The organism is Acidovorax sp. GW460-11-11-14-LB4, assembly GCF_059423685.1.
Map to the genome: position 1 here is coordinate 1 of NZ_JBWKYJ010000031.1, position 24,926 is coordinate 24,926.

The window sequence follows — 24,926 nt, forward strand, 5'->3', positions numbered from 1 at the left end:
GTGACCTACAAGTCCACCGCTGACCGCGCTGCTGTGCGTGCCCAGGCTGCTGAAGCCCTGCGCACCGGCCAGATCTCGTCGGGCGAAATCGGCAACGCGATGTAATTGCCAAAGGCCCCATGCGGACCACATGAGGGTTTTGTGAAAAGTGACAATGCAAAAGGCCGGGGCCCTGTGAGGGGCCCCGGCCTTTTTTGTGATGCCACTCCACTGCAGGGGTGGCTCAAGTGCTTATGGGATCAGCTTGACGCCGGTCTTGGCCTGCAGGGCCTCAAAAGTCACGCCGGGAGCCAGCTCCACCACCTTCAGGCCCTGGGGCGTCACGTCCATGACGGCCAGGTCGGTGATGATGCGATCCACCACACCCACGCCCGTGAGGGGCAGCGTGCAATGGGGCAGGATCTTCAGGTCTTCGGTGCCATCCTTCTTGCGCGCCACATGCTCCATGAGCACGATCACGCGCTTGACGCCAGCCACCAGGTCCATCGCGCCACCCATGCCCTTGACCATCTTGCCGGGGATCATCCAGTTGGCCAGGTCGCCCTTTTCGCTGACCTGCATGGCGCCCAAGATCGACAGGTTGATCTTGCCGCCACGGATCATGGCAAACGACTGGTCGCTGCCAAAGATGGACGAGCCCTTGATGGTGGTCACGGTCTGCTTGCCGGCGTTGATCAGGTCGGCATCCACTTCGTCTTCGGTGGGAAACGGGCCGATGCCCAGCATGCCGTTTTCGGACTGCAGCCACACCTCTTTGTCGGCAGGCACAAAGTTGGCCACCAGCGTTGGGATGCCAATGCCCAGGTTCACATAAAAGCCGTCTTCGAGTTCATGGGCGGCACGGGCCGCCATTTGGTCTTGACTCCACGACATAGATACTTCTCCAGCTTGTTCTGTACGGTTGTGCGGCAGCGGCTCAGACGCCCGCTTTTTCGGTGATGGTGCGCTTTTCAATGCGCTTCTCGGGCGTGGCGTTGTGCACGATGCGGTGCACATAGATGCCAGGCAGATGGATCTGGTCGGGCGCAATGGCGCCGGTTTCCACCACCTCTTCCACCTCCACGATGGTGATCTTGCCGGCTGTGGCCGCAGCGGGGTTGAAGTTGCGCGCCGTGAGGCGGAACTGCAGGTTGCCCGACTTGTCGGCACGCCAGGCCTTGACCAGCGACACATCGGGCACCAGCGAACGCTCCATCACATAGGTTTCGCCATCGAACTCGCGCAGTTCCTTGCCCTCGGCCACGATGGTGCCCACGCCGGTCTTGGTGAAAAAGGCCGGGATGCCCGCACCGCCCGCACGCAGCTTTTCGGCCAGCGTACCCTGGGGGGTGAACTCCAGCTCCAGCTCGCCAGCGAGGTACTGGCGCTCGAACTCCTTGTTCTCGCCCACATACGACGAGATCATTTTCTTGATCTGCCGGGTCTCGAGCAGCTTGCCCAGGCCGAAGCCGTCCACGCCCGCATTGTTGGAGATCACGGTCAGGTTCTTCACGCCCGAATCGCGCAGCGCGTCGATCAAGGCTTCAGGAATGCCACACAGTCCAAAGCCGCCAACAGCCATGAGTTGGCCATCTGCAACCACGCCCTTCAGGGCCTCGGCTGCGGAGGGGAATAACTTGTTCACCACGATCTCCTTATGAATGGGATGCGCTACGATACTACGTACTTAAATAAGTAGTTTTCCGTAAAGATTAGCACTATGGACGTTGATTACCGACTGGCTTTCGACATGGCCCCTGTGGGGCTGGTGCTCTCGCGCAACCGCACCATGGTGGACTGCAACCGCCATGTCTGCGAAATGTTCGGCGCCTCGCGCGAAGTGCTGATCGGCCAGTCGTTCCAGATACTCTATCCCAGCGCCGACGAATATGAGCGGCTTGGGGCGCACATGGAGCCCATCCTGAACGCCAAGGGCCACTATGCGGACAACCGCATCATGAAGCGCGCCAATGGCGAAGTGTTCTGGTGCCACGTGTCCGGCCGCGCACTCAACCGCGATGCCCCGCATGAGTCCGGCATCTGGAGCTTCGAAGATCTGAGTTCGCAGCGCGCCGTGAAGGCGGAGCTGACGGGCCGTGAGCGCGAAGTAGCCGCCCGCCTGCTGGAAGGCCTGACCTCCAAGGAGATCGGTCGGGCGCTGGAGATCAGCCACCGCACGGTAGAAATTTACCGTGCGCGCCTCATGCGCAAGTACAACGCCTCCACCGCCGCCGACCTGGTGCACAAGCTGCTGGCAGGTGGCTGAACCTGCCCTCGAAGGACAGCACTACCGCCCTATTGCCTACTTGGCCGGGCCGTCGATGACTTCGGCGGCGGTGCGAAACGCCTCTACCGCCGTCGGCAGGCCGCAGTAGACACTGGCGTGCAGCAGCACCTCCTGCAACTCCTCTGCAGTAGCGCCATTGTTCAGCGCGCCACGCACATGGCCCTTGAGTTCATGCTGCTTGCCCAGCGCGATCAACATTGAAACCGTGATGAGACTGCGGGTCTTGCGGTCCAGCCCTGGCCGCTGCCAGACATCGCCCCACGCGTTGCGCGTGATGTATTCCTGAATGGGCTGCGTGAAAGAGGTGGCGTTGCCCAGCGCACGGTCCACAAAATCGTCACCCATGACCTCGCGGCGGGTGGCCAGGCCTTTTTCGTAGTCTTTGGTCGGGGTTGGTGTCACGCGGGCTCTCCTTGAAGGGTTGGAAACATCAAGGCCCGATGGTAGCGAGCACATGCAGCGTCGCCGTCATAAAAACCAGAGAAGAAAAAGCCCGGCGCGTGCAGTGCACGCACCGGGCTGGGTCAAAGCATGCTCGGCTCACCCCACACCGTCCTTCGACGGCACGGAGCAGAGACCCTGAGGGTCAGGCGCTGGCACCGCCTGCGGCCAGGTCAAACCGGTCCAGGTTCATCACCTTGGTCCAAGCCTTGACGAAGTCCTGCACAAACATTGCCTGCGCATCGCTGCTGGCATAGACCTCGGCCAGCGCACGCAACACCGAGTTGGAGCCAAACACCAGGTCGGCCACCGTGCCGGTCCATTTTCTGGCACCTGTGCTGCGGTCCACACCATCCATCACACCCGCTGCACCCGCCGACTTCTGCCATTGGGTGCGCATGTCGAGCAGGTTCACGAAGAAGTCATTGCTCAAGGTACCAACGCGCTGCGTGAAGACACCATGGGTTGCCTGCCCCACGTTGGCACCCAGCACGCGCAGGCCACCCACCAGCACCGTCATCTCGGGCGCTGTCAGCGTGAGCTGGTTGGCGCGGTCCACCAGCAACTCGGCCACGGCGTCTTCCAGGCCAGGGCGCACGTAGTTGCGAAAGCCATCGGCCACGGGCTCCATCACCTCGAACGACGGCACATCGGTCTGCTCTTGCGAGGCATCCGTGCGGCCAGGCGTGAAGGGAACGGTCACGTCCTGCCCTGCCTGCTTTGCGGCTGCCTCCACGGCAGCGCCACCGGCCAGCACGATCAGGTCCGCCAGCGAGATCTTCTTGTCGCCCGTCTGCGCCGCATTGAACTCGCGCTGGATGGCTTCGAGCTGGCCCAGCACCTTGGCCAGTTGCACAGGCTGGTTCACTTCCCAATCCTTCTGAGGAGCCAGACGGATGCGCGCGCCGTTGGCGCCGCCCCGCTTGTCGCCGCCCCGGAACGTGGAGGCCGAGGCCCAGGCCGTGGATACCAGTTCCGAAATCGACAAGCCCGATGCCAACACCTTGGCCTTGAGCGCAGCGATGTCCTGCGCGTTCACCAGCGCATGGTCCACGGCAGGCACAGGGTCTTGCCAGACCAGCACTTCGGCGGGCACCTCCGGCCCCAGATAGCGGGCACGCGGCCCCATGTCACGGTGCGTGAGCTTGAACCAGGCACGCGCAAATGCATCGGCAAACTGCTCGGGGTGCGCCAAAAAGCGGCGTGAGATCTTTTCGTAGGCCGGGTCAAAGCGCAGCGACAGGTCGGTGGTGAGCATGGTGGGCACCAGCTTTTTCGACGGGTCGTGTGCGTGCGGGATCGTCGCTGCAGCCCCCTTGGCCGTCCACTGGTGGGCGCCTGCCGGGCTCTTGGTCAGCTCCCACTCGTAGCCGAACAGGTTTTCGAAGAAGTTGTTGCTCCACTGCGTGGGCGTGGTGGTCCAGGTGACTTCCAGGCCACTGGTGATGGTGTCACCGCCTTTGCCAGAGCCATGGCCGCTCTTCCAGCCCAGGCCCTGGTCCTCGATGCCTGCACCTTCGGGCTCCTTGCCCACCAGCGCGGCATCGCCAGCACCGTGGGTCTTGCCAAAGGTGTGGCCGCCAGCAATCAGTGCCACGGTCTCTTCATCGTCCATCGCCATGCGCGCAAAGGTGTCGCGGATGTCGCGCGCGGCGGCGATGGGGTCGGGGTTGCCGTTCGGGCCTTCGGGGTTCACATAAATCAGGCCCATCTGCACAGCAGCCAGCGGATTGGCCAGGTCGCGCTCACCGCTGTAGCGCTTGTCGCTGCCCAGCCAGGTGGATTCAGCGCCCCAGTACACGTTTTCATCGGGTTCCCACACGTCAGGGCGTCCGCCGGCAAAGCCAAAGGTCTTGAAGCCCATGGACTCGAGCGCCACATTGCCGGTCAGGATCATCAGGTCGGCCCACGAGATCTTGCGGCCGTACTTCTGCTTGACGGGCCACAGCAGGCGGCGCGCCTTGTCCAGATTGGCGTTGTCGGGCCAGCTATTGAGCGGCGCAAAACGCTGTTGCCCAGCTCCCGCGCCACCACGGCCGTCTGCCAGACGATAGGTGCCCGCGCTGTGCCAGGCCATGCGCACAAACAGCGGTCCATAGTGGCCAAAGTCTGCGGGCCACCAGTCCTGCGAGTCGGTCATCAGTGCGCGCAGGTCGGCCTTCACAGCAGCAAGGTCGAGGCTCTTGAATTCCTCTGCGTAATTGAAGCCGTCTCCCATCGGGTCGGTGAGCGGGGAGTTCTGGTTCAGGGGGCGGAGATTAAGCTGGTTGGGCCACCAGTCGGCATTGCGGGGGCCCGTGGGCACGGCCTTGGTGTGGTCAAAGGGGCATTTGGCTTCGGTCGTCATGGGTCATCTCCTGTGAAATCGCGTCGGCAAAACGTATCGACAGGGCAGATGGTAGGAAGCAAACGATGACAGGTAAATTGAATCGATTGAATCTCATTAATAGTCAATATTAATAAAGCATCATGCTCTCATTGATTTCGTTGCGACCCCAGACAAGTTGAGGCTGGGGCAGCGTCAACGCGAACGCGCCAGCGGCAGCCCAGGTGCACCCATGTCAGCCCTCAGGATTCGCCCATGGGTAGAGTCGGTGACATACACCGTGGTACGCCCTGCCCCGCCAAACGCCAGGTTGGTGGTCGAGCTGCCCGGTGCACCTCGCAGCACCTGCACGGGCTCGGCCCGGTGGTTCAGCACCCACACATAGCCCAGGCCCGGGTTGGCCACCAGCAGGTGACCCCCGGCATCCACGGCCAGGCCGTCGGGGCCGCTGGGGCCATACGAGGTGAAGAACTGGCTGACCTTGGCCACGCTGCCATCGGGCAGCAACGGCACGCGCCACACACAGTTGCCGCGCGTCACGGCCAGGTAGAGCACGCGGCCGTCGGGCGACAGGGCCACGCCGTTGGGGCTGGGCACGTTGTGCAGCAGCAAGTCGAGCTGACCATTGGGCCGCAGGCGGTACAGGCGACCACTCGGGTCGTGCAGGCCACTTTGGCCCTGGTCGGTGAAGTAGAGGTTGCCTTCGGCGTCAAAGATCAGGTCATTCACGCCCTTGAAGCGCTCGCTGTTGCGGCGCTGCAGGTACGGGGTGACGGCACCCGTGGCCACGTCCAGCTGCATCAGTCCGTTCTTGTAATCGGTGATGAGCAGCGTGCCGGGCTTCAAGAACTTGAGACCGTTGGGCTCGCCGTCGTACTCGGCCACCAGCGCCCAGTCGCCCTGGGGGTTGATGCGAAAGACACGACCCCAGGGGATGTCGCTGACGTAGAGGTTGCCTGCGTCGTCGAACACCGGGCCCTCCAGGAACGAATCGGTGATGGTGCCGCCCCGGTTGGCGTCGGCCCAGTCGCTACGCTCACTGCGACGAAAGGGCTCGGGCATGGAGGTGAACAGGTCGAGATCGCGGACCTCAGGGGCTTGCAACAAAAACATGGTGGGGTCTTTCCAATGCGTTCAGGCGGCGGGAGCGGTATCGAAACCATACAGCCGCGCCGGGTTGTCGACCAGGATGCGGTCCATGGCCGCGTCGCTGCCAGCCCAGGCCTGCAGCAGATCCACCAGATCGGCATCGTTCACAGTGCCGGGCGCCTCGGTGGTGTGCGGCCAGTCGCTGCCCCACACCAGGCGATCCGGCGCGGCCTGCGCCAGGGCCTGGCCCAGCGGCAGGGTGTCGGCGTAGCTGGGGCCATGCACGGCCGAGCGCATGTAGGCGCCCGAGAGCTTGACCCAGGTGTTGCCACCATCGAGCAGGCCGCGCACCACGCCGTAGGCCTCTGCGGCCGGGCCTTCGGCGGGATCGATGCGGCCCAGGTGGTCGATGACCAGGGGCACGGGCAGGGTGTGCAATTGGGGGGCGAGCGCGATGAGTTGCTCCGGCTGCGCAAAGATCTGGATATGCCAGCCCGCACACGCCGGGTGCTCGGCCACCTTGCGCGCGAGCGTGGCCAGCATGGCGGGCGTGGTGGTGCCCCACGATTGGGGCGAGACGAAATTGACGCGCAGCCCGCGCACACGGCACGCAGCCAGGTGGCTCAGCTCTTCGGCACCCACGCCGTGGCCCACCACGGCCACACCGCGTGCAGCGTCGCCCAACTGGTCCAGCGCATCCAGGGTGCAGGCGTTGTCGGTGCCGTAGGTCGATGGCGTGACCACCACCGCGCGCGTGCTGCCCAGGCGCGCCTGCAGCTGCCGGTACACCGCCACAGGCGCCACCGGTGGCGTGCGCGGCCAGTGGGCTGACGGCGCAAAGCGCGGGTCAAAGATGTGCATGTGGCTGTCGCACGCGCCGGGCGGCAACTGGCGCTGCGGGCGGTTCAGGCCCACGGAATGCGGCACGGGCGTGGTCAGCGCTGGCAAAGGCATCAGTCAGTCCAGCTTGATATTGCCCTTCTTCACGACCTCGCCCCACTTCGCGTCTTCCTTCTTCAGGAAGGCGGCAAAGTCTGCGGGCGTGGAGCCGATGGGCTGGGCGCCCAGGTCGGCGAGGCGCTGCTTCACTTCGTCTTCTTTCAGCACCTCTTGCAGGGCCTGCTGCAGTTTGGTGGCCACGTCGGCTGGCACGCCCGCAGGCAGAAACACGCCGTTCCACTCATAGGCCTCGTAGCCGGGGATGGCCGCCTCGGCCACCGTGGGCACATCGGGCAGGCGCTTGGAACGCTCAGGCGCCGACACTGCCAGCGCACGCAGCTTGCCGCCCGCCACATGCGGGTAGGTGGCGGCCACGGTGCCGAACATGAAGTCCACCTGGCCGGCCATCACATCGGTGATGGCGGGGCCGCCGCTCTTGTAGGGCACATGCACCATGTCCAGGCCCAGCTTCTGGGCCATCAGCTCGGCCGCCAGGCGCTGCACCGTGCCGCTGCCGCCCGAAGCAAAGTTGATCTTGCCCGGCTGGGCCTTGGCCTTGGCAATCAGCTCGCCCACGTTTTTGTAGGGTGCATCGGCCTTCACGATAAGCACGTTGGGCGCCAGCAGCACCAGCGACAGCGGCTGCAGTGCGGTGCTGGCATACGGCATCTTGGGGAAAAGATGCGGGTTGATGGAGTAAGGCGTGGCGTCGTACAGCATGGTGTAGCCGTCTGCCGGGGCCTTGGCCACAAAGCTGGCGCCAATGGTGCCGCTGGCACCGGCCTTGTTGTCCACGATCACGCTGCCGCCGAGCTTGGCGCCCAGGCGGGTGGCCACCACACGGGCCACGGCATCGGCCGCGCCACCGGGGGCGTAGGGCACGACGATGGTGATGGGCCGCTCGGGGAAGGCGGCGTGGGCCACGCCAGCGGCCAGGGCGCAGGCGGCGATCAGGGGTTTGAGGAAGCGGAACATGGGGGTCTCCTTGGGTAGCATTCAATCAACAAGAGAAGGAAGGCGGTAGCGGTGTTTCACGTCGCACGGTGCATGCGCGGGCAGCCGTGCTAGGGCCGCCCCGCAGCACCGGCTGCGTCCCCCTTCCCGCTTTGCATCGCAAAGCGAGAGAAGGGGGAAGGCGCAACGCGCCTCAGGGGGTTGTCCGAGTCAATCTGCTTTGAGATCGAGCGCCTTGGCAATCTGGCTATACGTCGCAGCTTCTCGGGCCACACGGGTCGCAAAGGTATTGCCACACACCGATTCGGCATCCATCCCCAGGCCGCGCAGCTTTTCGGCGGCCGATTCGCTCTTGGCAAAGTCGGCGGCCGTGCGCTCCAGCGCCTGGGCGATGGGCTCGGGCACGCCTGCCGGGGCCAGCACGCCGTACCACACGTCGGCAGCGTAGTGGCCACCGCCCGCCTCGGCAAACGTGGGCACCTCGGGCACCAGGGCCGAGCGCTGGGGCGCGCCCACGGCCAGCGCGCGCAGCTTGCAGCTCTTGATCTGCGGCAGCACCGAGCCCAGGGTGGCGAAGGAGCTGTCGAGTTGCCCGCCCATCAGGTCCGTCACCACGGGCGCGGCGCCCTTGTAGGGGACGTGGTTGAGCTGCAGGCCCTGGGCGCGGGCAAAGATCTCGGTGGCAAAGTGGCCCGAGCTGCCCACCCCGGCCGTGCCTGCTGTCACGCGGCCGGGCTCGGCGCGGGCCTTGGCCTGGTAGTCGGCAAGCGTCTTCACCGGCAGGCCGGACGCAACCACCAGCACCGTGGGGCTGCCCGCCACCGTGCACAGGGGGCGAAAGGACTTCACCGCATCGAACTTGACGCGGCCCTGGTACAGCGCCGGAATCATGGTGTGGTTGGTGGCACCGAACAGCAGCGTGTATCCATCGGCCGGGGCGCTGGCCACGGCCTGGGCGGCAATGATGGTGCCCGCGCCGGGCTTGTTGTCGATGATGAAGGGCTGGCCCAGCGCCTTGCTGGCGTGGTCGGCAAACGCACGCGCCACCACGTCGGTGGGGCCACCGGCGGCAAAGCCCACCACCAGCTTCACGGGCTTGGTCGGATAGGCTGCTGCGCCCGTTTGCGCGCAGGCGGCGCCAGACGCTACTAAAACAATAGCTGCCAGCGCATGATTGACTAGCGCAAGAGGCCTATTTTTCTTGAAATTGCGTGCCATGGTCTGTTGTCTCCTGTGCGGCCGGGCACCCTGCCCGGCCATGTTCTTGGGGCAGGCCGGCGCTCAGGCGACGGCTACTGCATGCGGTGCACGTGCCAGCACGGCCAGCAGGTTCTGGGCGGCGCCCACGCCCATGTTCACGTAGGCATCGCTCGTCACGCCGCCAATGTGGGGGCTGAGGATGAAGTGCTTCTCGCCCTGGAAGGGGTGGCCCGCCGTCATCGGCTCCACCGCAAAGCTGTCGAGCCCGACCGCCATGACCTGGCCTGAGCGTACGGCGGCCAGCAGATCGGCCTCGTCGATCAGGCCACCACGTGCCGTGTTCACCACAATCACGCCGCGCTTGCATTGCGCCAGCGTGGCGGCGTTCAGCAGGTTGCGGTTGTCGTCGGTCAGCGGGCAGTGCAAAGACACGGCATCGGATTCGCGCCAGATCGTCTCCAGGTCCACCGCCTGCACATAGGCGGGCAGGGCCTTGGCAAACGGATCGAAGCCAATCACGCGCATGCCCAGAGCGTCGGCCATCTTGGCAAAGCGCAGGCCAATCGCACCCAGGCCCACCAGGCCCACGGTGCGGCCGCCCAGTTCCAGGCTCTTGTGCGTGGCCTTGTCCCAGTGGCCAGCGTGCATGCGCGCATCCAATGCCACCACGGATTTGGCACAGGCCAGCAGCAGGGCCAGGGCCTGCTCGGCCACGGCGGCGGCGTTGGCGCCCACTGCGGCCACCACCTCAATGCCACGGGCCTTGGCAGCCACCTTGTCGATGGTGTCGGTGCCGCTGCCGTGCTTGGAGATGACTTTGAGCGCGGGGGCCGCGTCCATCACCGCAGCGCCCACCTTGCCGTAGCGCACGATGATGGCCACGGGGTTGTGCGCGCGGCACAGGGCCACCATGTCCTCTTCCGTCGGCGTCTTGCCTGCATAGACGATCTCGTAGCCTGTGAGCAGGTCGAGGGCTTGTTGCGCCAGGTCGGCGCCGGTCACGATGATGACGGGGTGGGTAGCGTTGCTCACAGCGATTCCCCTTCCTTCAGCACGCCCGCAGCGCGCAGGGCGGCAGGCAGCCATTTCGATGCGGTGTCGCCACGGGCGATGGCTTCGATGCGGGCGGCTTCGTCGGCCACCTTCTTGTCGGCCAGTGCCAGCATGGCGGGGGCTTTTTCGCGCTCGATGACGACCACGCCATCGGCATCGCCCACCACCAGGTCACCCGGGTTGACCACCGCGCCACCGGCGCTGATGGGGTGGTTGATGCGGCCGGGCACGTACTTGGTGGGCCCTGCAGGGTTGAAGCCCGCGCTGAACACGGGGAAGTCCAGCTCCAGAATTTCCAGCTTGTCGCGGATGGAGGCGTCCACGATCACACCCGCCAGGCCGCGCTTCTTGCAGGCGCTGAGCATCAGAGTGCCCATCAGCGCCGCCGTCTGGTCGCCCTTGCCGTCAATCACCAGCACATCACCCGGCTGGGCCAGGGCGATGGCGGCGTGGATCATGAGGTTGTCGCCGGGGCGCACTTCCACGGTGAAGGCGGGGCCAGCCACCTTCATGGACTGGTGCACAGGCGCCACGCGGCCATGCATGGTGCCGCGGCGACCTGCCACGTCGGCCAGGATGGCGGCTTGGTAGGTGGCGGCTTGGGCCACGACGTCGCCGCTCACGCGGTCGATGGTGCGGATAATTTCAGGGAGTTGGCTCATGGGACGGTCCGGTTGAACGATGGAATGAAGAAAGGAAATAAGAGAACTGCGGTGGTCAGTCGGCTTTGATGCCACCGTCTTTGATCACCTTGGCCCACTTGGCAGAGTCGGCCTTTTGCAGTTCACCCAGCTGCTGGGGCGTGCCGCCCACCAGCGTCACGCCCAGCTTGTCGGCCAGGGCGATGAGGGCGGGGTCTTTCAGCGTGGCGGCAATCTCGCGGTTCAGGCGCTGCACGATGGCGGCGGGCGTCTTGGCGGGCGCAAACACGGCCTGCCACTGCTCCACCACAAAGTCCTTGAGCCCCGCCTCGCCCATGGTGGGCACGGCAGGCAGGGCCTTGAGGCGCTGGGCCGACGTGACGGCCAGGGCGCGCAACTTGCCCGACTGCACATGCGGCAGTGCAGCGGCTGCGGGAGCAAACATGAACTGCACCTGCTCGGCCAGCGTGTCTTGCAGCGCGGGGGTGTCGCCCTTGTAGGGCACATGGATGAAGCGCGCGCCGGTTTGCTGCTGCAGCAGCTCGCCCTGCATTTGCAAAATGGTGCCGTTGCCGCCCGAGGCAAACGCCAGCTTGCCCGGCTGGGCCTTAGCGGCGGCCAGCAGGTCCGCCACCGTCTTGAACGGCTGGTTGGCGCCCACCACCAGGATGTGCGGAATGGTGCCCACGGTGATCACGGGCTCGAACGCCGTGATGTGGTCGTAGGGCAGCTTGGCCATCAGGTGTGGCGCAATGGCCTGCGGGCCGATGGAGGTGCCCAGCAGCGTGAGCCCGTCGGGCGCCGCCTTGGCCACGTAGGCCGCGCCAATGGTGCCCGTGGCCCCGGCCTTGTTGTCCACGATGACGTTGGTGGACAGGGCCGCGCCCAGCTTGAGGGCGATGTTGCGGCCCAGCACATCGGTGCTGCCACCGGCGGGGTACGGCACCACCCAGGTGATGAGCTTGCCCGCAGGCCAATCGTTTTGCGCCCAGGCGGGCAGCCCCATCCCCACACCAGCGCCTGCCAGGGCCAGGGTGGTCAGCAGGTGGCGGCGCTGCGCGCCGTGCGTGGAAAGGGAAGATACCAAAGAGGTCATGGTGCAAGGCCCTCAGACAGGGGTGGGGGATGAAGAAGTCGAGACCGGCGAGAAGCCGTAGAGCGCGGCAGGGTTGGTGACCAGCACGCGGCGCAGGGCATCCGCACCGGCCTCATCGCACCAGCGCGCCAGGGTGTCGATTTGCAATGCGTCGTCCGGCACGGGGTGCAGGCCAGCGCTGGCGGTGGCGGTGGCGTGGGGCCAGTCGCTGCCCCACAGCACGCGCTCTGGTGCGGCACGCAGGTAGCTGACGGCCAGTGCATCGAGCGCCAGGTCGTCCACCGCATGGGTGGCGCTGACGATGTAGCCGCCCGAAAGCTTGACCCAGGCCCTGCCCTCGCCCAGCAGCTGCAGCAGCAGTGCGTGGGCCGGGTGCGTCCCGGCTTGCTCGGGTGCGATGCGGCCCAGGTGGTCGAACACCAGGGGCACGGGCACGCTGTGCAGCACGTCGCCCAAGCTAGCCAGCACATCGGGCGCCATCAGCAATTGCAAATGCCAGCCCCAGGGCGCAATGCGCCGGGCCAAGGGCAAGATGGCATCCACCGAGCCGGTGACGCCCAGCGACAGGTTCAGCCGCACGCCGCGCACCCCCGCGTAATGCAGGGCTTGCAGCTGGGCAACGCTCTCGCTGCCATCGATCACGGCCACACCCCGGGCCTGCTCGCCCAATGCGGCCAGGCCCTGCAGCATGCAGCGGTTGTCCGCACCGTAGGTGGACGGCGTGACCAGCACCGTGCGCTCGGTGCCCAGGCGCTGCTGCAGCGCGCAGTAGTCGCTGGCCGACGCATCGGGCGGCAGCAATTTGGCACCGGGCGCCGCGGGAAAGCGCTGGTCGTACACATGCACATGGCAGTCGCAGGCCCCCGCAGGCAGCGCGGTGCGGGGCGCCGCCGTTCCCTGCGAGAACGGTACGGGCGTGGCAAGGCAATCGCGGGTCATGGCGATGGGCAGTCAGCGGGGGATGAACGTGGCGGCTCGATCAGTCCAGGCTGGCGCCAGAGTCCTTCACGATCTTGGACCAGCGGGGCACTTCGGTGCGCAGCAGTGCCGCAAACTGCTCAGACGTGCCCCCGAGGATGTCGCCGCCTTCAGAGCGCAGCTTGTCCGCCACGTCCGGTTGCTTGAGGGCCTGGTTGATGGCCTTGTTCAGCTGCGCCACGATGGCCGCGGGCGTACCGGCTGGGGCCAGCACACCGAACCAAGTCACGGCCTCAAAGCCCTTGAACCCGGACTCCGCCAGCGTGGGCACATCCGACAGCTGCGCGGAGCGCTGGGCGGAGGTGATGGCTATGACCTTGAGCTTGCCATTGCGCACATGGCCCAGCAGCGTGGGCACGGACGACATGTACAGATCAATCTGCCCGCCCATCAGGTCCGTCATGGCCTGGGCCGCGCCCTTGTAAGGGATGTGGCGCAACTGGATGCCAGCAGCGTTCTCTGCCAGCTCCCCGGCCAGATGGGCCACGGTGCCGTTGCCCGAATAGCCCAGTGTCAGGGCATCAGGCTTGCCCTTGGAGGCAGCCACCACATCAGCAAAGGTCTTGAAGCGCGAATTGACCGGCACCGCCATCACGATGGGCGAGGACGACACCAACGCCACCGGCGCCAAGTCCTTGAGCGGGTCGTAGGGCAGCTTCTTGTACAGCGTGGGGTTGATGGCGAGGTTGCTGGTCTGCCCCATCACCAGCGTGTAGCCGTCAGGGTCGGCCTTGGCCACAGCGTCCACCCCCAGGTTGCCACCGGCGCCGGGGCGGTTGTCCACGATCACGCTCCACTTGTTCTGGTCGGCCATCTTCTGCGCCACGGCGCGGGCGATCATGTCGGTGCCCCCGCCGGGGGGGAACGGAACAATCAGGCGGATGGGCTTGGCAGGGTAGGCGGTTTGCGCCTGCACGGCGCCGTGGGGCATGGCCACGGCGGCAAGGCCCAGGAAAGCGGCGCACAGGCGCGCACTCAAAGAACGTGAAAGCGATGAAAAAGCGGTCATGGATTTGTCTCCGTTATGGTGGTTCGTCACGCCGGTCTGCAAGGGCCTGTTCGGGCCTGGCGCCGTGGTGTGCGAATGTACGCACGCGTTTCAACCCATACAATGCAGTTGCACACAATGAAACGAATTGCGCCATGAGCAACCCACACTCGTCGCCCGCGCGCCCTGCCCCGCGCAAGGCCACCCAGCCAAATGCCACCACTGCCGGGGCCGATAAAAGCGCAGACGGGCCGACCGATGCGGCGACCAAGGACACCGGTGGCGTGATCGCCGTGACGCGTGCGCTGCAAGTGCTGGAGGCCTTTGCGCTGGGCGAGTCCAGCCTGTCCCTGGCAGAGCTGAGCCGCCGCTGCAGCCTTCACAAGACCACAGTGCTGCGCCTGGCCCGCACGCTGGCGCAGTCCGGGTTCATGGTGCAGCGCGAAGATGGCGACTGGCGCCTGGGTCCGGCAGCAGGCTGGCTGGGTGCGCGCTACCAGGCAGGCTTTGACGTGCAGAACGTGCTGGAGCCCGCGCTGCGTGAACTGACCCTTGCCACCGGCGAAAGCGCTGCGTTTTACGTGCGTGAAGGCAATGTACGCACCTGCCTTGTCCGTGTGGAAGGCCCGCAGGCGCTGCGCCACCACGCCCGCATGGGCGAAGGACTGCCGCTGGACAAGGGCTCGCCGGGCCGCGTGATCCTGGCGTTTTCGGGCGAGCCGGGCAAAGCCTATGAAGATATCCGCAAGAAGGGCTACCACTGGTCCATTGGTGAACGGGAACAGGGCGTGGCCACCGTGTCGGCGCCAGTATTTGGCATGCACTGGCGGCTCATGGGCTCGGTGTGCATCTCAGGCCCGGCCTCGCGTTTGCCCGCCGAAAAGCTCGAAGCGCTGGCGCACACCGTGGTCGCTGCAGCGACACAGTTGTCCTACGCACTGGCAGGGAGTTCGGCCGCGCCGACCCATGCCCCCGTGCGGGCGACGCAATGGCATCCCTGATACTTGCATCCGTTATCCACCCCACACAAAAAACCGAGGAGACTGCCGTGAGCCGCTACCCCTTCCCCGACCTGAATACCCTGCCCGAGGACATCCGCGCGCGGATTCTTGAAGTGCAGGAGAAGGCGGGATTCATCCCCAACGTATTCCTCGCGTTTGCCCGCCGACCAGCAGAATGGCGTGCATTCTTTGCGTACCACGACGCGCTCATGCTCAAGGAAGAAGGCAGCCTGACCAAGGGCGAGCGCGAGATGATCGTCACCACCACCAGCGCGGCCAATCAGTGCCTGTATTGCGTGGTGGCGCATGGCGCGATCCTGCGCATCTACGAGAAGAAGCCGCTCATCGCCGACCAGGTGGCGGTGAACTACCGCAAGGCGGACATCAGCCCCCGGGAGCGGGCCATGCTCGACTTCGCCATGAAGGTGTGCCAGAACGCCCACGAGATCGACGACGCCGATTTCGAGGCCCTGCACCCCCATGGTTTCGATGACGAGGACATCTGGGACATCGCCGCCATCACGGCATTCTTTGGCCTGTCCAACCGCATGGCCAGCTTTGCGGGCATGCAGCCCAACCCAGAGTTCTATCTGATGGGCCGTGTGCCCAAGGCCAAGCCTGCGGCCTGATCCAAACCATGCGCTCCGCACGAACGATCTGGCTTTGGGTGCTGGCCGCCCCTGCGGTACAGGCCGCAGGGTTTGGGCCACCGGAGGGCACGCTGCCCCTTCACCCTTTGACTGTGGCCGTGCCCGCTGGCGCGCTGTCGCCGTTGCGGTCCGCCTCGCTCTTCCGCGAAGAGTCCAGCGCCGGAGTGGCGCCCACGTACTACCTGGGTGCCGGAGTGGCCGGCTCGCGCCTGCAAATCCCTGACTCGCCGGGCGCTACGGCGTGGCAGGTGGTGCCCACGGCGGCTTGCGCGCGCCTGGAGCCCGTGCCCCCCGCACTGCTGCACACCCCATCCGTGCAGGCAGTGCTGGTGCAACAGAATCCGCTGCCCATAGAGTGCGCTGCGGCCTTCGAGGGGAGCTGTACCAGCCGTGACGACAAACTGCGCATCACCACGACCTTCGAGGGCCGGCGCCGCGCGGCGCGCGTGGGTGGCGGCTTTTTCGGCACCGAAGGCACCATAGACACCACCTTCTACACGGGTGTGCGCACCCTCAGCATCGAACACCTGCCCAGCCGTCTTGTGCTGCGCATGCAAGAACGCCTGAACAACAGCAACGGCTACAGCGCACCGCAGACAGCCATCCGGTATTTGCCAGAGCTGCAGCGCCTTTTGCTGCTGGGCGCCTCAGAGGCACAGGGCATGCCTCTGGCGCAATGTGTTGCCCTGCCCCCACGATAAAGGCTGTCCCACTGCGACTCAATGGACCGATACCCGCGCGATACCCGCGCGATGCCCCGCGTGACCTCAGGACCTCAGGCCGGCAAGTCTGTATCGGTCTCGCGCACCCAGGGCTGCTGCGCCCGCCACTGGTCCAGCCAGCCCGGTACCTGCTGCGCGGGCATGGGCCGCGCAATGCCATAGCCCTGGCCCAGCACACAGCCCATGGCCAGCAGCGTGCGGCCGTGGTCCACGGTCTCCACACCTTCGGCAATCACCTTGCGGTTGAACGCTTTGGACAGGCCCACCACACCCTGCACAATGGCCAGGTCGTCGCGGTCTTCAAGCATGTCGCGCACAAAGCTCTGGTCGATCTTGAGCAGCTCTGCAGGCAGCTTTTTCAGGTAGGTCAGCGACGAATAACCGGTCCCAAAATCGTCCAGAGCAAACCGCACGCCCAGTTCGGCGCATGCGTGCATCAGGCCAGATACCTGGGCCATGTCCTGCAACGCGCTGGTCTCCACAATCTCCAGCTCCAGCGCCGACGAAGGCACCGAGGGATGCGCGGCCAGTGCCTGGCGCAGCTTGTGCACAAAGTCCTCTTGCTGGAGCTGCTTGGAGAACACGTTGACGCTGACCGGCATGCGCAGCCCCACCGCCAGCCACTGCGCCATTTGCGACAGGGCCATGTCCAGCACCCGCTCGCCAATCGCAATCGCCATATCGTGGTCTTCAATCACCGGCAGGAACTGGCTCGGGGCCAGCAGGCCCCGCTGCGGATGCAACCAGCGGACCAGCGCCTCCATTCCCACCACCTCACCTGTCCGCATGTTGACCTGGGGCTGGTAGTACAGCACCAGCTCCCGCTGAGCGATGGCGGTGGCAATCTGCTCCAGGCTTTCGCGCTTGATCCGGATGGCTGCATCGCTGGCCACATCAAACAGGTGGAACCGATTCTTGCCCGCCTGCTTGGCCAGATACATGGCCTGGTCGGCATGGCGGATGAGCTGCTCCGAACTGGAACCATCCTGCGGGTAGATGGTGACGCCGATGCTGGCAGACACCTGCAGGGATTGCCCGCTTACCAGCAACGGCTCGGCCGCCACCTGCAACAGCCGCAACAGCAGGGGCTCGCAGTCCTGCTCGGCCGTCAGGTCGGTCATGACGGCCACAAACTCGTCCCCACCAATACGCGCCAGCGTGTCGCCATCGCGCAGCGCAGACCGCAGACGCTTGGCAATCGCCACCAGAAACTCGTCGCCCGCCGCATGGCCATACCGGTCGTTGATGTCCTTGAAACCATCCAGATCCAGAAACGCCACAGCCAGCGACTTGTTGCGACGCACACAGTGCGCCATGGCCTGCTGAAGCCGGTCGGCGAGCAGAACGCGGTTGGGCAGGTGCGTCAGCATGTCAAAGTGCGCCACCTCGGCCAGCTGCTCGTTGATGCGGCGCATCTGCGCATTGGCAGCCTCCAGCTCGGCCTGGCTGCGCAGGCGCTCCGTGATGTCGCGAACGATCATGCTGCTGTATTGGCGGCCTTCACTGTCGCCATAAATGCTGGAGCTGATCTCGGCGGTGAAGTGGCTGCCATCACCCCGGACCATGGTCAGCAGGCCGGCCGCCTGCCCCCTCTGCTGGCGCTGTACCAGCAGCTCCTGCAACCGGGGGTCGGCAGGGTCGGCCAGCCCCATGCGCCCCCGGGCGATGATTTGTGCCTCGCTCAAGTCAAACAGCCGGCAAGCCGCCTGGTTCACGGCCAGCACGGTGCCATCGGGCGAGGTCAGCAACACTGCGTCCATGCTGTTGTCAAACAGCGCCTGGAACTTGAGTTCGCGGTCCTGGAGTTGCGACGTCAGCTTGCGCCGCATGGTGATGTCGACAAAGGTCACCACGATCTTGTCGAGCTGTCCATCGGTGGTGAACCACGGGTCGGCCCGGCTCAGCACCCAGCAGATGCCTGCATCCTTGCCACGGACGATGCCTCCCACCACCCCGTTGACAGGTTCACGGGTCGCAAGCACCCGGGAGGCGGGGTAGTCGGAAACCGGCATGACGGCCCCCTGCTCGTTCACGAAGGACCAGGCCGGGTCGATCAGTTGCTTGCCGGTCATCTGCTCAAAACTCAGCCCCAGCAGGTTACTGGCCTCGGCGTTGCATCGCACCACAGCGCCCGTCGCATCGTGGATGACCAGACCCGTCATCAGGTTGTCGATGAGGGAGCGCTGCTCGGTCTCGCTCTCACGCAGCACCCTTTCCACCGCCAGCCGCTGCTGCTCGGCTTCGTGCTCGCGGCGAGCGAGGCGCAGCGACACGAGCTTGATAAACACCAGCAACAGCGCCGTGAGCGCCAGGGGAGTGTCGATGCTGCGGGCCCAGACCTGAAAGAACCGACTCTCGGGCTGCCCGACAAAGACGGTCGCAGGGAGCCTGTCGAGCCGGTGGAACAGGTTGATAAAGTTCTGCCCCTTCAACAGCGCATTGGGTCCCTCGACCCGCCCTTGCAGGGGGAACTGGTGCTGCGCGAGATACCGTACCAGCACCCCGTCCCGACGCATGCCATACACCTCGTCCTTGGTGACCGTGGCGGGCACCGGAAAGCGGGTCATCAGGTAGCCGTCATCGCGCAGCACACCCACTGTGAGCTGCTGCACCAGCGGCGCGTCTTTCCAGAGCGACTCCAGAAAATCGACCGGAAACACATCTGTCAGCACCGCCCGGGGCTTGCCTTGCGCATCCCGCAGCACATAACGCAGCGTGAACACCCAGTCCTGGCTCTGCGCGTCGCGCTGGGGTCGTCCCAGGTAGATGTCGTGCTGGTCCTTAGTGTCCCGCGCAAAGTCTTGAAAGCCGGATTGATCCACCAGGCCGGGTTGGCCGTTCCTGTCCGCCGCATGGGACGAGGCCAGCACCTTGCCGTTCATTTCGCTCAGGGATATCTCGCTGACTTCGGGGCGGTGCTTGCGGTAGTCCGTCAGCAGTTGCTGTGCCAGCGCCAGGTTGTCGATACCACCGGGCGAGATGGCGATGGTTTCTGCCAGGCTGAACAGGCCAGCGCGTTTGGAGAGAAAGAAGGTGTCCAGCGTCCGCGTCAGCAGCACCAGGTTGGACTGCATGTGCTCCTCTTCACGGTCCTTGACCTGCCTCCATTCGTCAAAGGCGTACAGGCCAAACATGAAGAGAACCGACGCGATGACCAGATTGGTCACCTTGTTGATGCTGCTGGCAGCCGCGCTTGCTGGGATGGTTGAATTCATTCAGAAAGCACAAAGCAGCACGTCGGTGCGGTGTTGGAAGTCCCCTCCCCGGCTCTATTCGTTTTCTTCTATCGTTGACGAAGTCATCCTAACAGGTAACAAAAAGAACAGGAGGTTGAATGAGAAGGCGCGGTATGGGGTCGGCGGTATGGGCACAGTGCTCCGCGCCTGGGTGCCTGTGGAGCCGTATTCACTGGCTACCGCAGGGCCACCAGCAGAGGGAAGAAGTGGCACGGGTGCTGGGTGCTGGCAGAGGCTTGCCTTCCACCGTGCCGTCAGACCACCGGTGCAAATCGCCCTAACACTATCTTTTTAATAGCAATCAAGGCATTTATCACGTGCGCTACCGGCCGAATAGTCCAAAAAATGAGCCACCAGCCCCCGCCACAGGGCTCAAGTGACAGGACGGACGGTCAGCCGGCAGTCACCAGCGTCCGCATCCAGTCCGGCAGCGGGGCGGCCTTCTGCTGCGGAAAGTCCACCCAGATCGTCGTAGCACCGCCGGCCGCACAGATCACGCCCGGCTGGTCCACGCGCTCCATCGTGCCCCAGGTCTCGAACGTGGTGCGGCCCGGGTCGCTCACGTAGAGCTTGAGCAACACGTCGGCCGGGTATTCGAGCTGCTTGTAGAAATTGCAGAACGCATTGACGATGACGGGCCCCTGTCCGCGCGGGTCGGGGTTGCAGCCCACCGACACCATCCACTCGATGCGCGCGGTTTCCAGGTAGCGGAAGTACACGGTGTTGTTGACATGGCCCATCGCATCCATGTCGCCCCAGCGCACCGGGAACCGCATCTCAAAGACCAGCTTCTTGACCTCAGGGATTTCGATCTTCATACCCGCTCGTGCCCCAGGGATCAGACCGCGAAGCCGTCGTCGGCTGCGATCACCGCGCCATTCACAAAATGGCTCTGGTCACTGGCCAGCATCACCAGCAGCGCATCCAGGTCCTGCGGCTGGCCCACGCGCTTGCGCGGCAGCATGTCCATGAGCTTCTTGCCCTGCTCGGTCTGCCAGTGGTGGTGGTTGATTTCCGTGTCGATGTAGCCGGGGCAGATCGCATTCACGTTGATGCCGAACCGGCCCCACTCCAGGGCCATCGCCCGGGTCATCTGCACCACAGCTGCCTTGCTCATGCAATAGGCGCCGATCTGCGGCAGCACCTTCAGGCCCGCCATCGAAGCGATATTGATGATGCGACCGCCGGTGAAGCTGCCCGGCGCTGCACCGCGGGAGCGGGCCAGCATGCGCTTGCCCACCTCTTGCGCCACAAAGAAGGCGCCCTTCACATTGGTGTCGAAGATGAAGTCATAGTCCTCGGGCGTCACGTCCTGGATGCGCTGCGTGGTGCTCACGCCCGAGTTGTTGACCAGTATGTCGATGGACCCCATTTCGGTCTCGGCATGGGCCACGGCGGCCTTGATGGAGTCGTGGTCGGTCACGTCCAGCTCGATCACATGGGCGTCACCGCCCTCGCCTTCGATGCGCGCGCGCAGCTCCTTGAGTTTTTCCACCCGGCGGCTGGCCAGCACGACGCCTGCGCCAGCGCGGGCCAGGGTGCGGGCAAACTGCGCGCCCAGGCCGCTGGACGCGCCCGTGATGAAGGCCACGCGGCCGGACAAGTCGATGCTGTATGCCATTTAGAGTCTCCCTACTGATCAAAATAGAACGGTCGTTCGATTGTCTATATTCCGTGAATACAATCAGTCGCCAGACAGACAGGGCGCGGTCGGCGCTCTGTAGAAAATAATCCATTATCAAACGCCCGACGAGAAGCCCATGACCAACGAAGAAATCCTCGCCCAATACGGCCCCCGCGAATCCATGGAATACGACGTGGTGGTCGTTGGCGGCGGCCCTGGCGGCCTTGCCACTGCGATCCGCCTGAAGCAACTGGCGGCCGAAAAAGGCCAGGACGTCTCGGTGGTGGTGCTCGAAAAAGGCTCCGAACCCGGTGCACACATCCTGTCGGGCGCCATCATGGACCCCAAGGCCCTCACCGAGCTGATCCCCGACTGGAAAAAGCGCGGCGCGCCCCTGAACCAGCCCGTCACCGACGACGCCTACATCTTCCTGTCTGAAAAATCGGGCTTTCGTGTGCCCAACATGTTCCTGCCGCCGTTTGCGCAGAACCATGGCAACTACATCATCAGCCTGGGCAACCTGACCAAGTGGCTGGGCGAACAGGCCGAAGCTCTGGGCGTGGAAATCTTCCCCGGCTTTACGGCCGCTGAAGTGCTCTACAACGACAACGGCTCCGTCAAGGGCGTGGCCACCGGCAACATGGGCATTGGCAAGGATGGCGAGCCCACCGAAAACTTCCAGCTCGGCATGGAACTGCTGGGCAAATACACCGTGTTTGCCGAAGGCGCACGCGGCCACCTGGGCAAGCAGCTGATCGCCAAGTACCAGCTCGACAAGGACCGCGACCCGCAGAGCTTTGGCATTGGCGTGAAGGAACTCTGGGAAATCGACCCCAAGAAGCACCAGCCCGGGTTTGTGATGCACACCGCTGGCTGGCCCATGGAGAACGACACCTACGGCGGCGCCTTCCTGTACCACCTGGAGGGCAACAAGGTGGCGCTGGGCTTCGTCACGGGGCTGGGTTATGCCAACCCCTACCTGAGCCCGTTCGAGGAGTTCCAGCGCTGGAAGACACACCCCAACGTCCGCTACTACTTCGAAAATGAGAAGGGCGAGATCACGGCCAAGCGCCTGTCCTACGGTGCACGTGCCATCAACGCCAGCGGCATCAACGCCCTGCCCAAGACCGTGTTCCCAGGCGGCGCCCTGGTGGGCTGCAATGCGGGCTACCTGAACGTCGGTCGCATCAAGGGCAGCCACGCCGCCATCAAGACCGGCATGCTGGCCGCCGAAGCCGCCTACGACGCCGTGGTGGCAGGCCGCCAGCACGACGAGCTGACCGCCTACCCCGAAGCCTTCGAAAAGAGCTGGCTGCACACCGAGCTGAACAAGGACCGCAACTTCAAGAACTGGTTCAAGTACGGCCTGACCACGGCCACGCTGATGAACGGTTTCGAGCAGTTCGTGCTGCGCGGCCACATCCCCTGGACGCTGCACCGCGACAAGCCCGACCACGCGTACCTGAAGCCCGCCGCCGAGTGCAAGCCCATCGTCTATCCCAAGCCCGATGGCAAGCTCACGTTTGACCGCCTCTCCAGCGTGTTCATCAGCAACACGAACCACGAAGAGAACCAGCCCGCCCACCTCACGCTCAAGGACCCGAGCGTGCCGGTCAACATCAACCTGGCCAAATACGCCGGCCCCGAGGCGCGCTATTGCCCGGCGGGCGTGTACGAGTTTGTGCCCGACACGACCAAGGGAGGTGATGCCCAGCGCCTGCAGATCAATGCGCAGAACTGCGTGCACTGCAAGACCTGCGACATCAAGGACCCCACACAGAACATCGTGTGGGTCACGCCGGAAGGCGGCGGTGGCCCGAACTACGCGGGCATGTAAGCTTCTTCAAAATTCATAGCGCCTTGCGCTTGAAGGGCCTGCACCGCAGGCCCTCTTTTATGGAGATCAGCCCGATCTACAGCGAAACGTCCGTCACGCGGCGGCGCGCGTGAGTTGAAACTGTCCCATCGCACCCGCCAGCCGGTTGGCCTGGTCCTTGAGGCTCTGTGCCGCTGCGGCGCCCTGCTCCACCAACGCGGCGTTCTGCTGTGTCATGTGGTCGAGTTGGTCCACCGCCTGGCTCACCTGGCCGATCTGCGTGCTCTGCTCGCTGCTGGCCTCGTTGATCTCGGACATCAGCGTGGTCACACGCTCTACGCTTTGCACGATGTCGCCCATCGTGGAACCTGCGGTCACCACCAGCCGGGCGCCGTCACTCACCTTGTCCACGCTGGTGGAGATCAGCGCCTTGATCTCGCGCGCCGCATTGGCGCTGCGCCCGGCCAGGCCCCGCACCTCGCTGGCCACCACGGCAAAGCCGCGCCCCTGCTCACCCGCACGCGCTGCCTCCACAGCCGCATTGAGCGCGAGGATGTTGGTCTGGAACGCAATGCCATCGATGATGCCCACGATGTCGGCGATCTTCTTGCTGCTAGCATTGATCTCCTCCATGGTCTTGACCACCTGGTGGACCACTTCGCCCCCCTTGCTGGCCACCTCGGTGGCGTTGAGCGCCAGCGCGTTGGCCTGGCGAGTGCTGTCGGCATTGGCCGCCACCATCTGCGCCAGCTGGGCAATGCTGGCCGCGGTCTGCTGCAGGTTGCTGGCCGCGTGCTCGGTGCGCATGCTCAGGTCGGTGTTGCCCGCGGCCACTTCGGAGCTGGCCACATGGATGGATTCGCCCGAGTCACGCACCTCGGTCACCACGTAGTGCAGCGACTCGACCATCTTGTCCAGCGCCGTGAGCAACTGGCCGATCTCGTCGGTACGCTGGGTTTGCATACGCACTGTGAGGTCGCCCCGCGCCACCACAGCGGCCGCCTCGGAGGCCTGGCGCAGCGGCAGCACGATGGAGCGCCGCAGCAGCCAGCCAAACAGCGCCGACAGCGCCACCACCACCAGCACGGCCACGGCGCTGACCCATTGCGCACGGGACGCGTCGGCAATCATGCTGTCGCCCGCCTTCAGGGAGGACTGTTCGGACGCTGCAAGCAACTGGTCGATGGACCGCAGGTATTGGGTCAACGCGGCGGCGTGCTCCTGCAGCTCTTTCTGGCTGATGATCTTGGCTTCCAGGGCGTTTTGCACCAGTGCGTCCCGCAGCGCGGCATATTTCTGGCGTTCGGCCTGGGCCTGTGCCCACAGCGGCCTCGCGCTCTCGCTGGAAGACGCCTTGGTCAGCGCTTCATCAATGCGCTTGCGCATGGCGTCTTCGGCGGCGATCTGATTGCGCATTTCGGCCACCAGGGGGAACACATCGGACGACAACGTGGCCCGCAATGCAATCTGGCCGATATAGACCGACTGGGTTTTCCAGTCGCGCACGGTGCGTTCGATGGGCAATTGCTCCGTGGTCAGCAACGTGGCCTGACGGCTCGTGTCCTGCCCTGTGAGCCAGGTGGTGGCCCCCAGCAGCGCCACCGCAAAGCCCAGAATGCCAAAGCTGGCCGCCAGCTTTTGCCCCACGCTCAGAGTCCGGCGGTGCCGCGCAGGTGCAGGGCTCTGAGCGGCAGCGTCTGGCACGGCACGGCTGAACTCCGCGTCGGCCGGTGCGGCGGAGAAGGCGGCGCCGCCAGGCGCCCCGGAAGTGGCGGGCAAATAGTTCATGAGCGTTCTCCTGTTTCATTTCCCGCACCGTGCGGGGGTCGAAGCCGGTGGTGGCCAGCGCCGTGCACCGTGCGCCCCCAAAGGCTCACAGCACACAACACCTGCCCCACCGGGGTCA

22 protein-coding genes and 1 pseudogene are annotated in these 24,926 nt (G+C 65.0%); 6 read left to right on the forward strand and 17 right to left on the reverse strand.

Features of this window, described 5'->3' with window-relative positions:
* Positions 1-105 (forward strand): annotated as a pseudogene (locus tag AC07X4_RS12815) (DUF4148 domain-containing protein); the annotation flags it as partial.
* A gap of 126 nt (positions 106-231) precedes the next feature.
* Here the strand turns inward: AC07X4_RS12815 and AC07X4_RS12820 are convergent.
* On the reverse strand, positions 232-873 hold the full coding sequence (locus AC07X4_RS12820) for a CoA transferase subunit B (RefSeq protein WP_494740259.1): 642 nt from the start codon (positions 871-873) through the stop codon (positions 232-234).
* A gap of 43 nt (positions 874-916) precedes the next feature.
* Positions 917-1,624: a CoA transferase subunit A gene (locus AC07X4_RS12825; protein WP_056067750.1), complete on the reverse strand. Its 708-nt coding sequence runs from the start codon at positions 1,622-1,624 to the stop codon at positions 917-919.
* A gap of 75 nt (positions 1,625-1,699) precedes the next feature.
* Between AC07X4_RS12825 and AC07X4_RS12830 the strand changes: the two genes are divergently transcribed.
* Positions 1,700-2,245 (forward strand): PAS and helix-turn-helix domain-containing protein, encoded by a 546-nt coding sequence (locus tag AC07X4_RS12830; RefSeq protein WP_056067748.1) that lies wholly within the window; start codon positions 1,700-1,702, stop codon positions 2,243-2,245.
* Between the two features lie 36 nt (positions 2,246-2,281).
* Here AC07X4_RS12830 and pcaC read toward each other — a convergent pair whose 3' ends face one another.
* The 11 genes from pcaC to AC07X4_RS12885 all read right to left on the reverse strand — a co-directional run bounded on the left by pcaC (position 2,282) and on the right by AC07X4_RS12885 (position 13,992).
* Positions 2,282-2,668: a 4-carboxymuconolactone decarboxylase gene (gene pcaC / locus AC07X4_RS12835; RefSeq protein ID WP_082522567.1), complete on the reverse strand. Its 387-nt coding sequence runs from the start codon at positions 2,666-2,668 to the stop codon at positions 2,282-2,284.
* 184 nt (positions 2,669-2,852) lie between these two features.
* Positions 2,853-5,054 carry a catalase/peroxidase HPI gene (gene katG, locus AC07X4_RS12840; RefSeq protein ID WP_494740260.1) on the reverse strand — a complete coding sequence of 734 codons (2,202 nt, stop codon included), beginning with the start codon at positions 5,052-5,054 and terminating at the stop codon, positions 2,853-2,855.
* A 174-nt stretch (positions 5,055-5,228) separates the two neighbouring features.
* Positions 5,229-6,146: an SMP-30/gluconolactonase/LRE family protein gene (locus tag AC07X4_RS12845; protein WP_260667726.1), complete on the reverse strand. Its 918-nt coding sequence runs from the start codon at positions 6,144-6,146 to the stop codon at positions 5,229-5,231.
* 21 nt (positions 6,147-6,167) lie between these two features.
* On the reverse strand, positions 6,168-7,076 hold the full coding sequence (locus tag AC07X4_RS12850; RefSeq protein WP_494740261.1) for an amidohydrolase family protein: 909 nt from the start codon (positions 7,074-7,076) through the stop codon (positions 6,168-6,170).
* 3 nt (positions 7,077-7,079) lie between these two features.
* On the reverse strand, positions 7,080-8,036 hold the full coding sequence (locus tag AC07X4_RS12855; RefSeq protein ID WP_260667728.1) for a tripartite tricarboxylate transporter substrate binding protein: 957 nt from the start codon (positions 8,034-8,036) through the stop codon (positions 7,080-7,082).
* Between the two features lie 189 nt (positions 8,037-8,225).
* Positions 8,226-9,233 carry a tripartite tricarboxylate transporter substrate binding protein gene (locus tag AC07X4_RS12860; protein ID WP_494740262.1) on the reverse strand — a complete coding sequence of 336 codons (1,008 nt, stop codon included), beginning with the start codon at positions 9,231-9,233 and terminating at the stop codon, positions 8,226-8,228.
* Between the two features lie 63 nt (positions 9,234-9,296).
* A complete protein-coding gene (locus AC07X4_RS12865; protein ID WP_494740263.1) occupies positions 9,297-10,247 on the reverse strand; it encodes an NAD(P)-dependent oxidoreductase in 951 nt (316 codons plus the stop codon).
* Positions 10,244-10,930 carry an RraA family protein gene (locus AC07X4_RS12870; protein ID WP_274113203.1) on the reverse strand — a complete coding sequence of 229 codons (687 nt, stop codon included), beginning with the start codon at positions 10,928-10,930 and terminating at the stop codon, positions 10,244-10,246. The genes AC07X4_RS12865 and AC07X4_RS12870 overlap by 4 nt, the downstream gene beginning before the upstream one ends.
* Before the next feature lie 55 nt (positions 10,931-10,985).
* Positions 10,986-12,005: a Bug family tripartite tricarboxylate transporter substrate binding protein gene (locus AC07X4_RS12875; RefSeq protein WP_494740264.1), complete on the reverse strand. Its 1,020-nt coding sequence runs from the start codon at positions 12,003-12,005 to the stop codon at positions 10,986-10,988.
* 12 nt (positions 12,006-12,017) lie between these two features.
* Positions 12,018-12,944, reverse strand: a complete 927-nt coding sequence (locus AC07X4_RS12880; RefSeq protein WP_494740265.1) for an amidohydrolase family protein — start codon at positions 12,942-12,944, stop codon at positions 12,018-12,020.
* A 40-nt stretch (positions 12,945-12,984) separates the two neighbouring features.
* A complete protein-coding gene (locus AC07X4_RS12885; protein ID WP_494740266.1) occupies positions 12,985-13,992 on the reverse strand; it encodes a Bug family tripartite tricarboxylate transporter substrate binding protein in 1,008 nt (335 codons plus the stop codon).
* A gap of 134 nt (positions 13,993-14,126) precedes the next feature.
* Between AC07X4_RS12885 and AC07X4_RS12890 the strand changes: the two genes are divergently transcribed.
* Genes AC07X4_RS12890 through AC07X4_RS12900 form a run of 3 tightly spaced genes read left to right on the forward strand, consistent with a single transcriptional unit; the run spans position 14,127 to position 16,323 of the window.
* Entirely contained in the window at positions 14,127-14,972 is an 846-nt protein-coding gene (locus AC07X4_RS12890; protein WP_494740267.1) for an IclR family transcriptional regulator, read from the forward strand.
* A gap of 47 nt (positions 14,973-15,019) precedes the next feature.
* The gene (locus AC07X4_RS12895; protein ID WP_056746132.1) at positions 15,020-15,601 is read left to right on the forward strand and encodes a peroxidase-related enzyme; all 582 of its coding nucleotides are present in this window, start codon (positions 15,020-15,022) and stop codon (positions 15,599-15,601) included.
* A gap of 8 nt (positions 15,602-15,609) precedes the next feature.
* Complete coding sequence (locus AC07X4_RS12900; protein WP_494740268.1) at positions 15,610-16,323, forward strand: hypothetical protein; 714 nt, start codon at positions 15,610-15,612, stop codon at positions 16,321-16,323.
* Positions 16,324-16,397: 74 nt separating this feature from the next.
* Here the strand turns inward: AC07X4_RS12900 and AC07X4_RS12905 are convergent, their stop codons facing one another.
* The 3 genes from AC07X4_RS12905 to AC07X4_RS12915 form a co-directional block, all read right to left on the reverse strand.
* Positions 16,398-19,559, reverse strand: coding sequence for a bifunctional diguanylate cyclase/phosphodiesterase (locus AC07X4_RS12905; RefSeq protein ID WP_494740269.1), 3,162 nt, complete (start codon positions 19,557-19,559; stop codon positions 16,398-16,400).
* 413 nt (positions 19,560-19,972) lie between these two features.
* Positions 19,973-20,398 (reverse strand): acyl-CoA thioesterase, encoded by a 426-nt coding sequence (locus tag AC07X4_RS12910; protein WP_291444564.1) that lies wholly within the window; start codon positions 20,396-20,398, stop codon positions 19,973-19,975.
* Between the two features lie 20 nt (positions 20,399-20,418).
* Positions 20,419-21,201 carry an SDR family oxidoreductase gene (locus tag AC07X4_RS12915; RefSeq protein ID WP_121943065.1) on the reverse strand — a complete coding sequence of 261 codons (783 nt, stop codon included), beginning with the start codon at positions 21,199-21,201 and terminating at the stop codon, positions 20,419-20,421.
* A gap of 139 nt (positions 21,202-21,340) precedes the next feature.
* Between AC07X4_RS12915 and AC07X4_RS12920 the strand changes: the two genes are divergently transcribed.
* Positions 21,341-23,041 (forward strand): electron transfer flavoprotein-ubiquinone oxidoreductase, encoded by a 1,701-nt coding sequence (locus AC07X4_RS12920; protein ID WP_494740270.1) that lies wholly within the window; start codon positions 21,341-21,343, stop codon positions 23,039-23,041.
* A 93-nt stretch (positions 23,042-23,134) separates the two neighbouring features.
* Here the strand turns inward: AC07X4_RS12920 and AC07X4_RS12925 are convergent, their stop codons facing one another.
* Positions 23,135-24,808 carry a methyl-accepting chemotaxis protein gene (locus AC07X4_RS12925; RefSeq protein WP_494740271.1) on the reverse strand — a complete coding sequence of 558 codons (1,674 nt, stop codon included), beginning with the start codon at positions 24,806-24,808 and terminating at the stop codon, positions 23,135-23,137.
* Positions 24,809-24,926 lie beyond the last annotated feature (118 nt).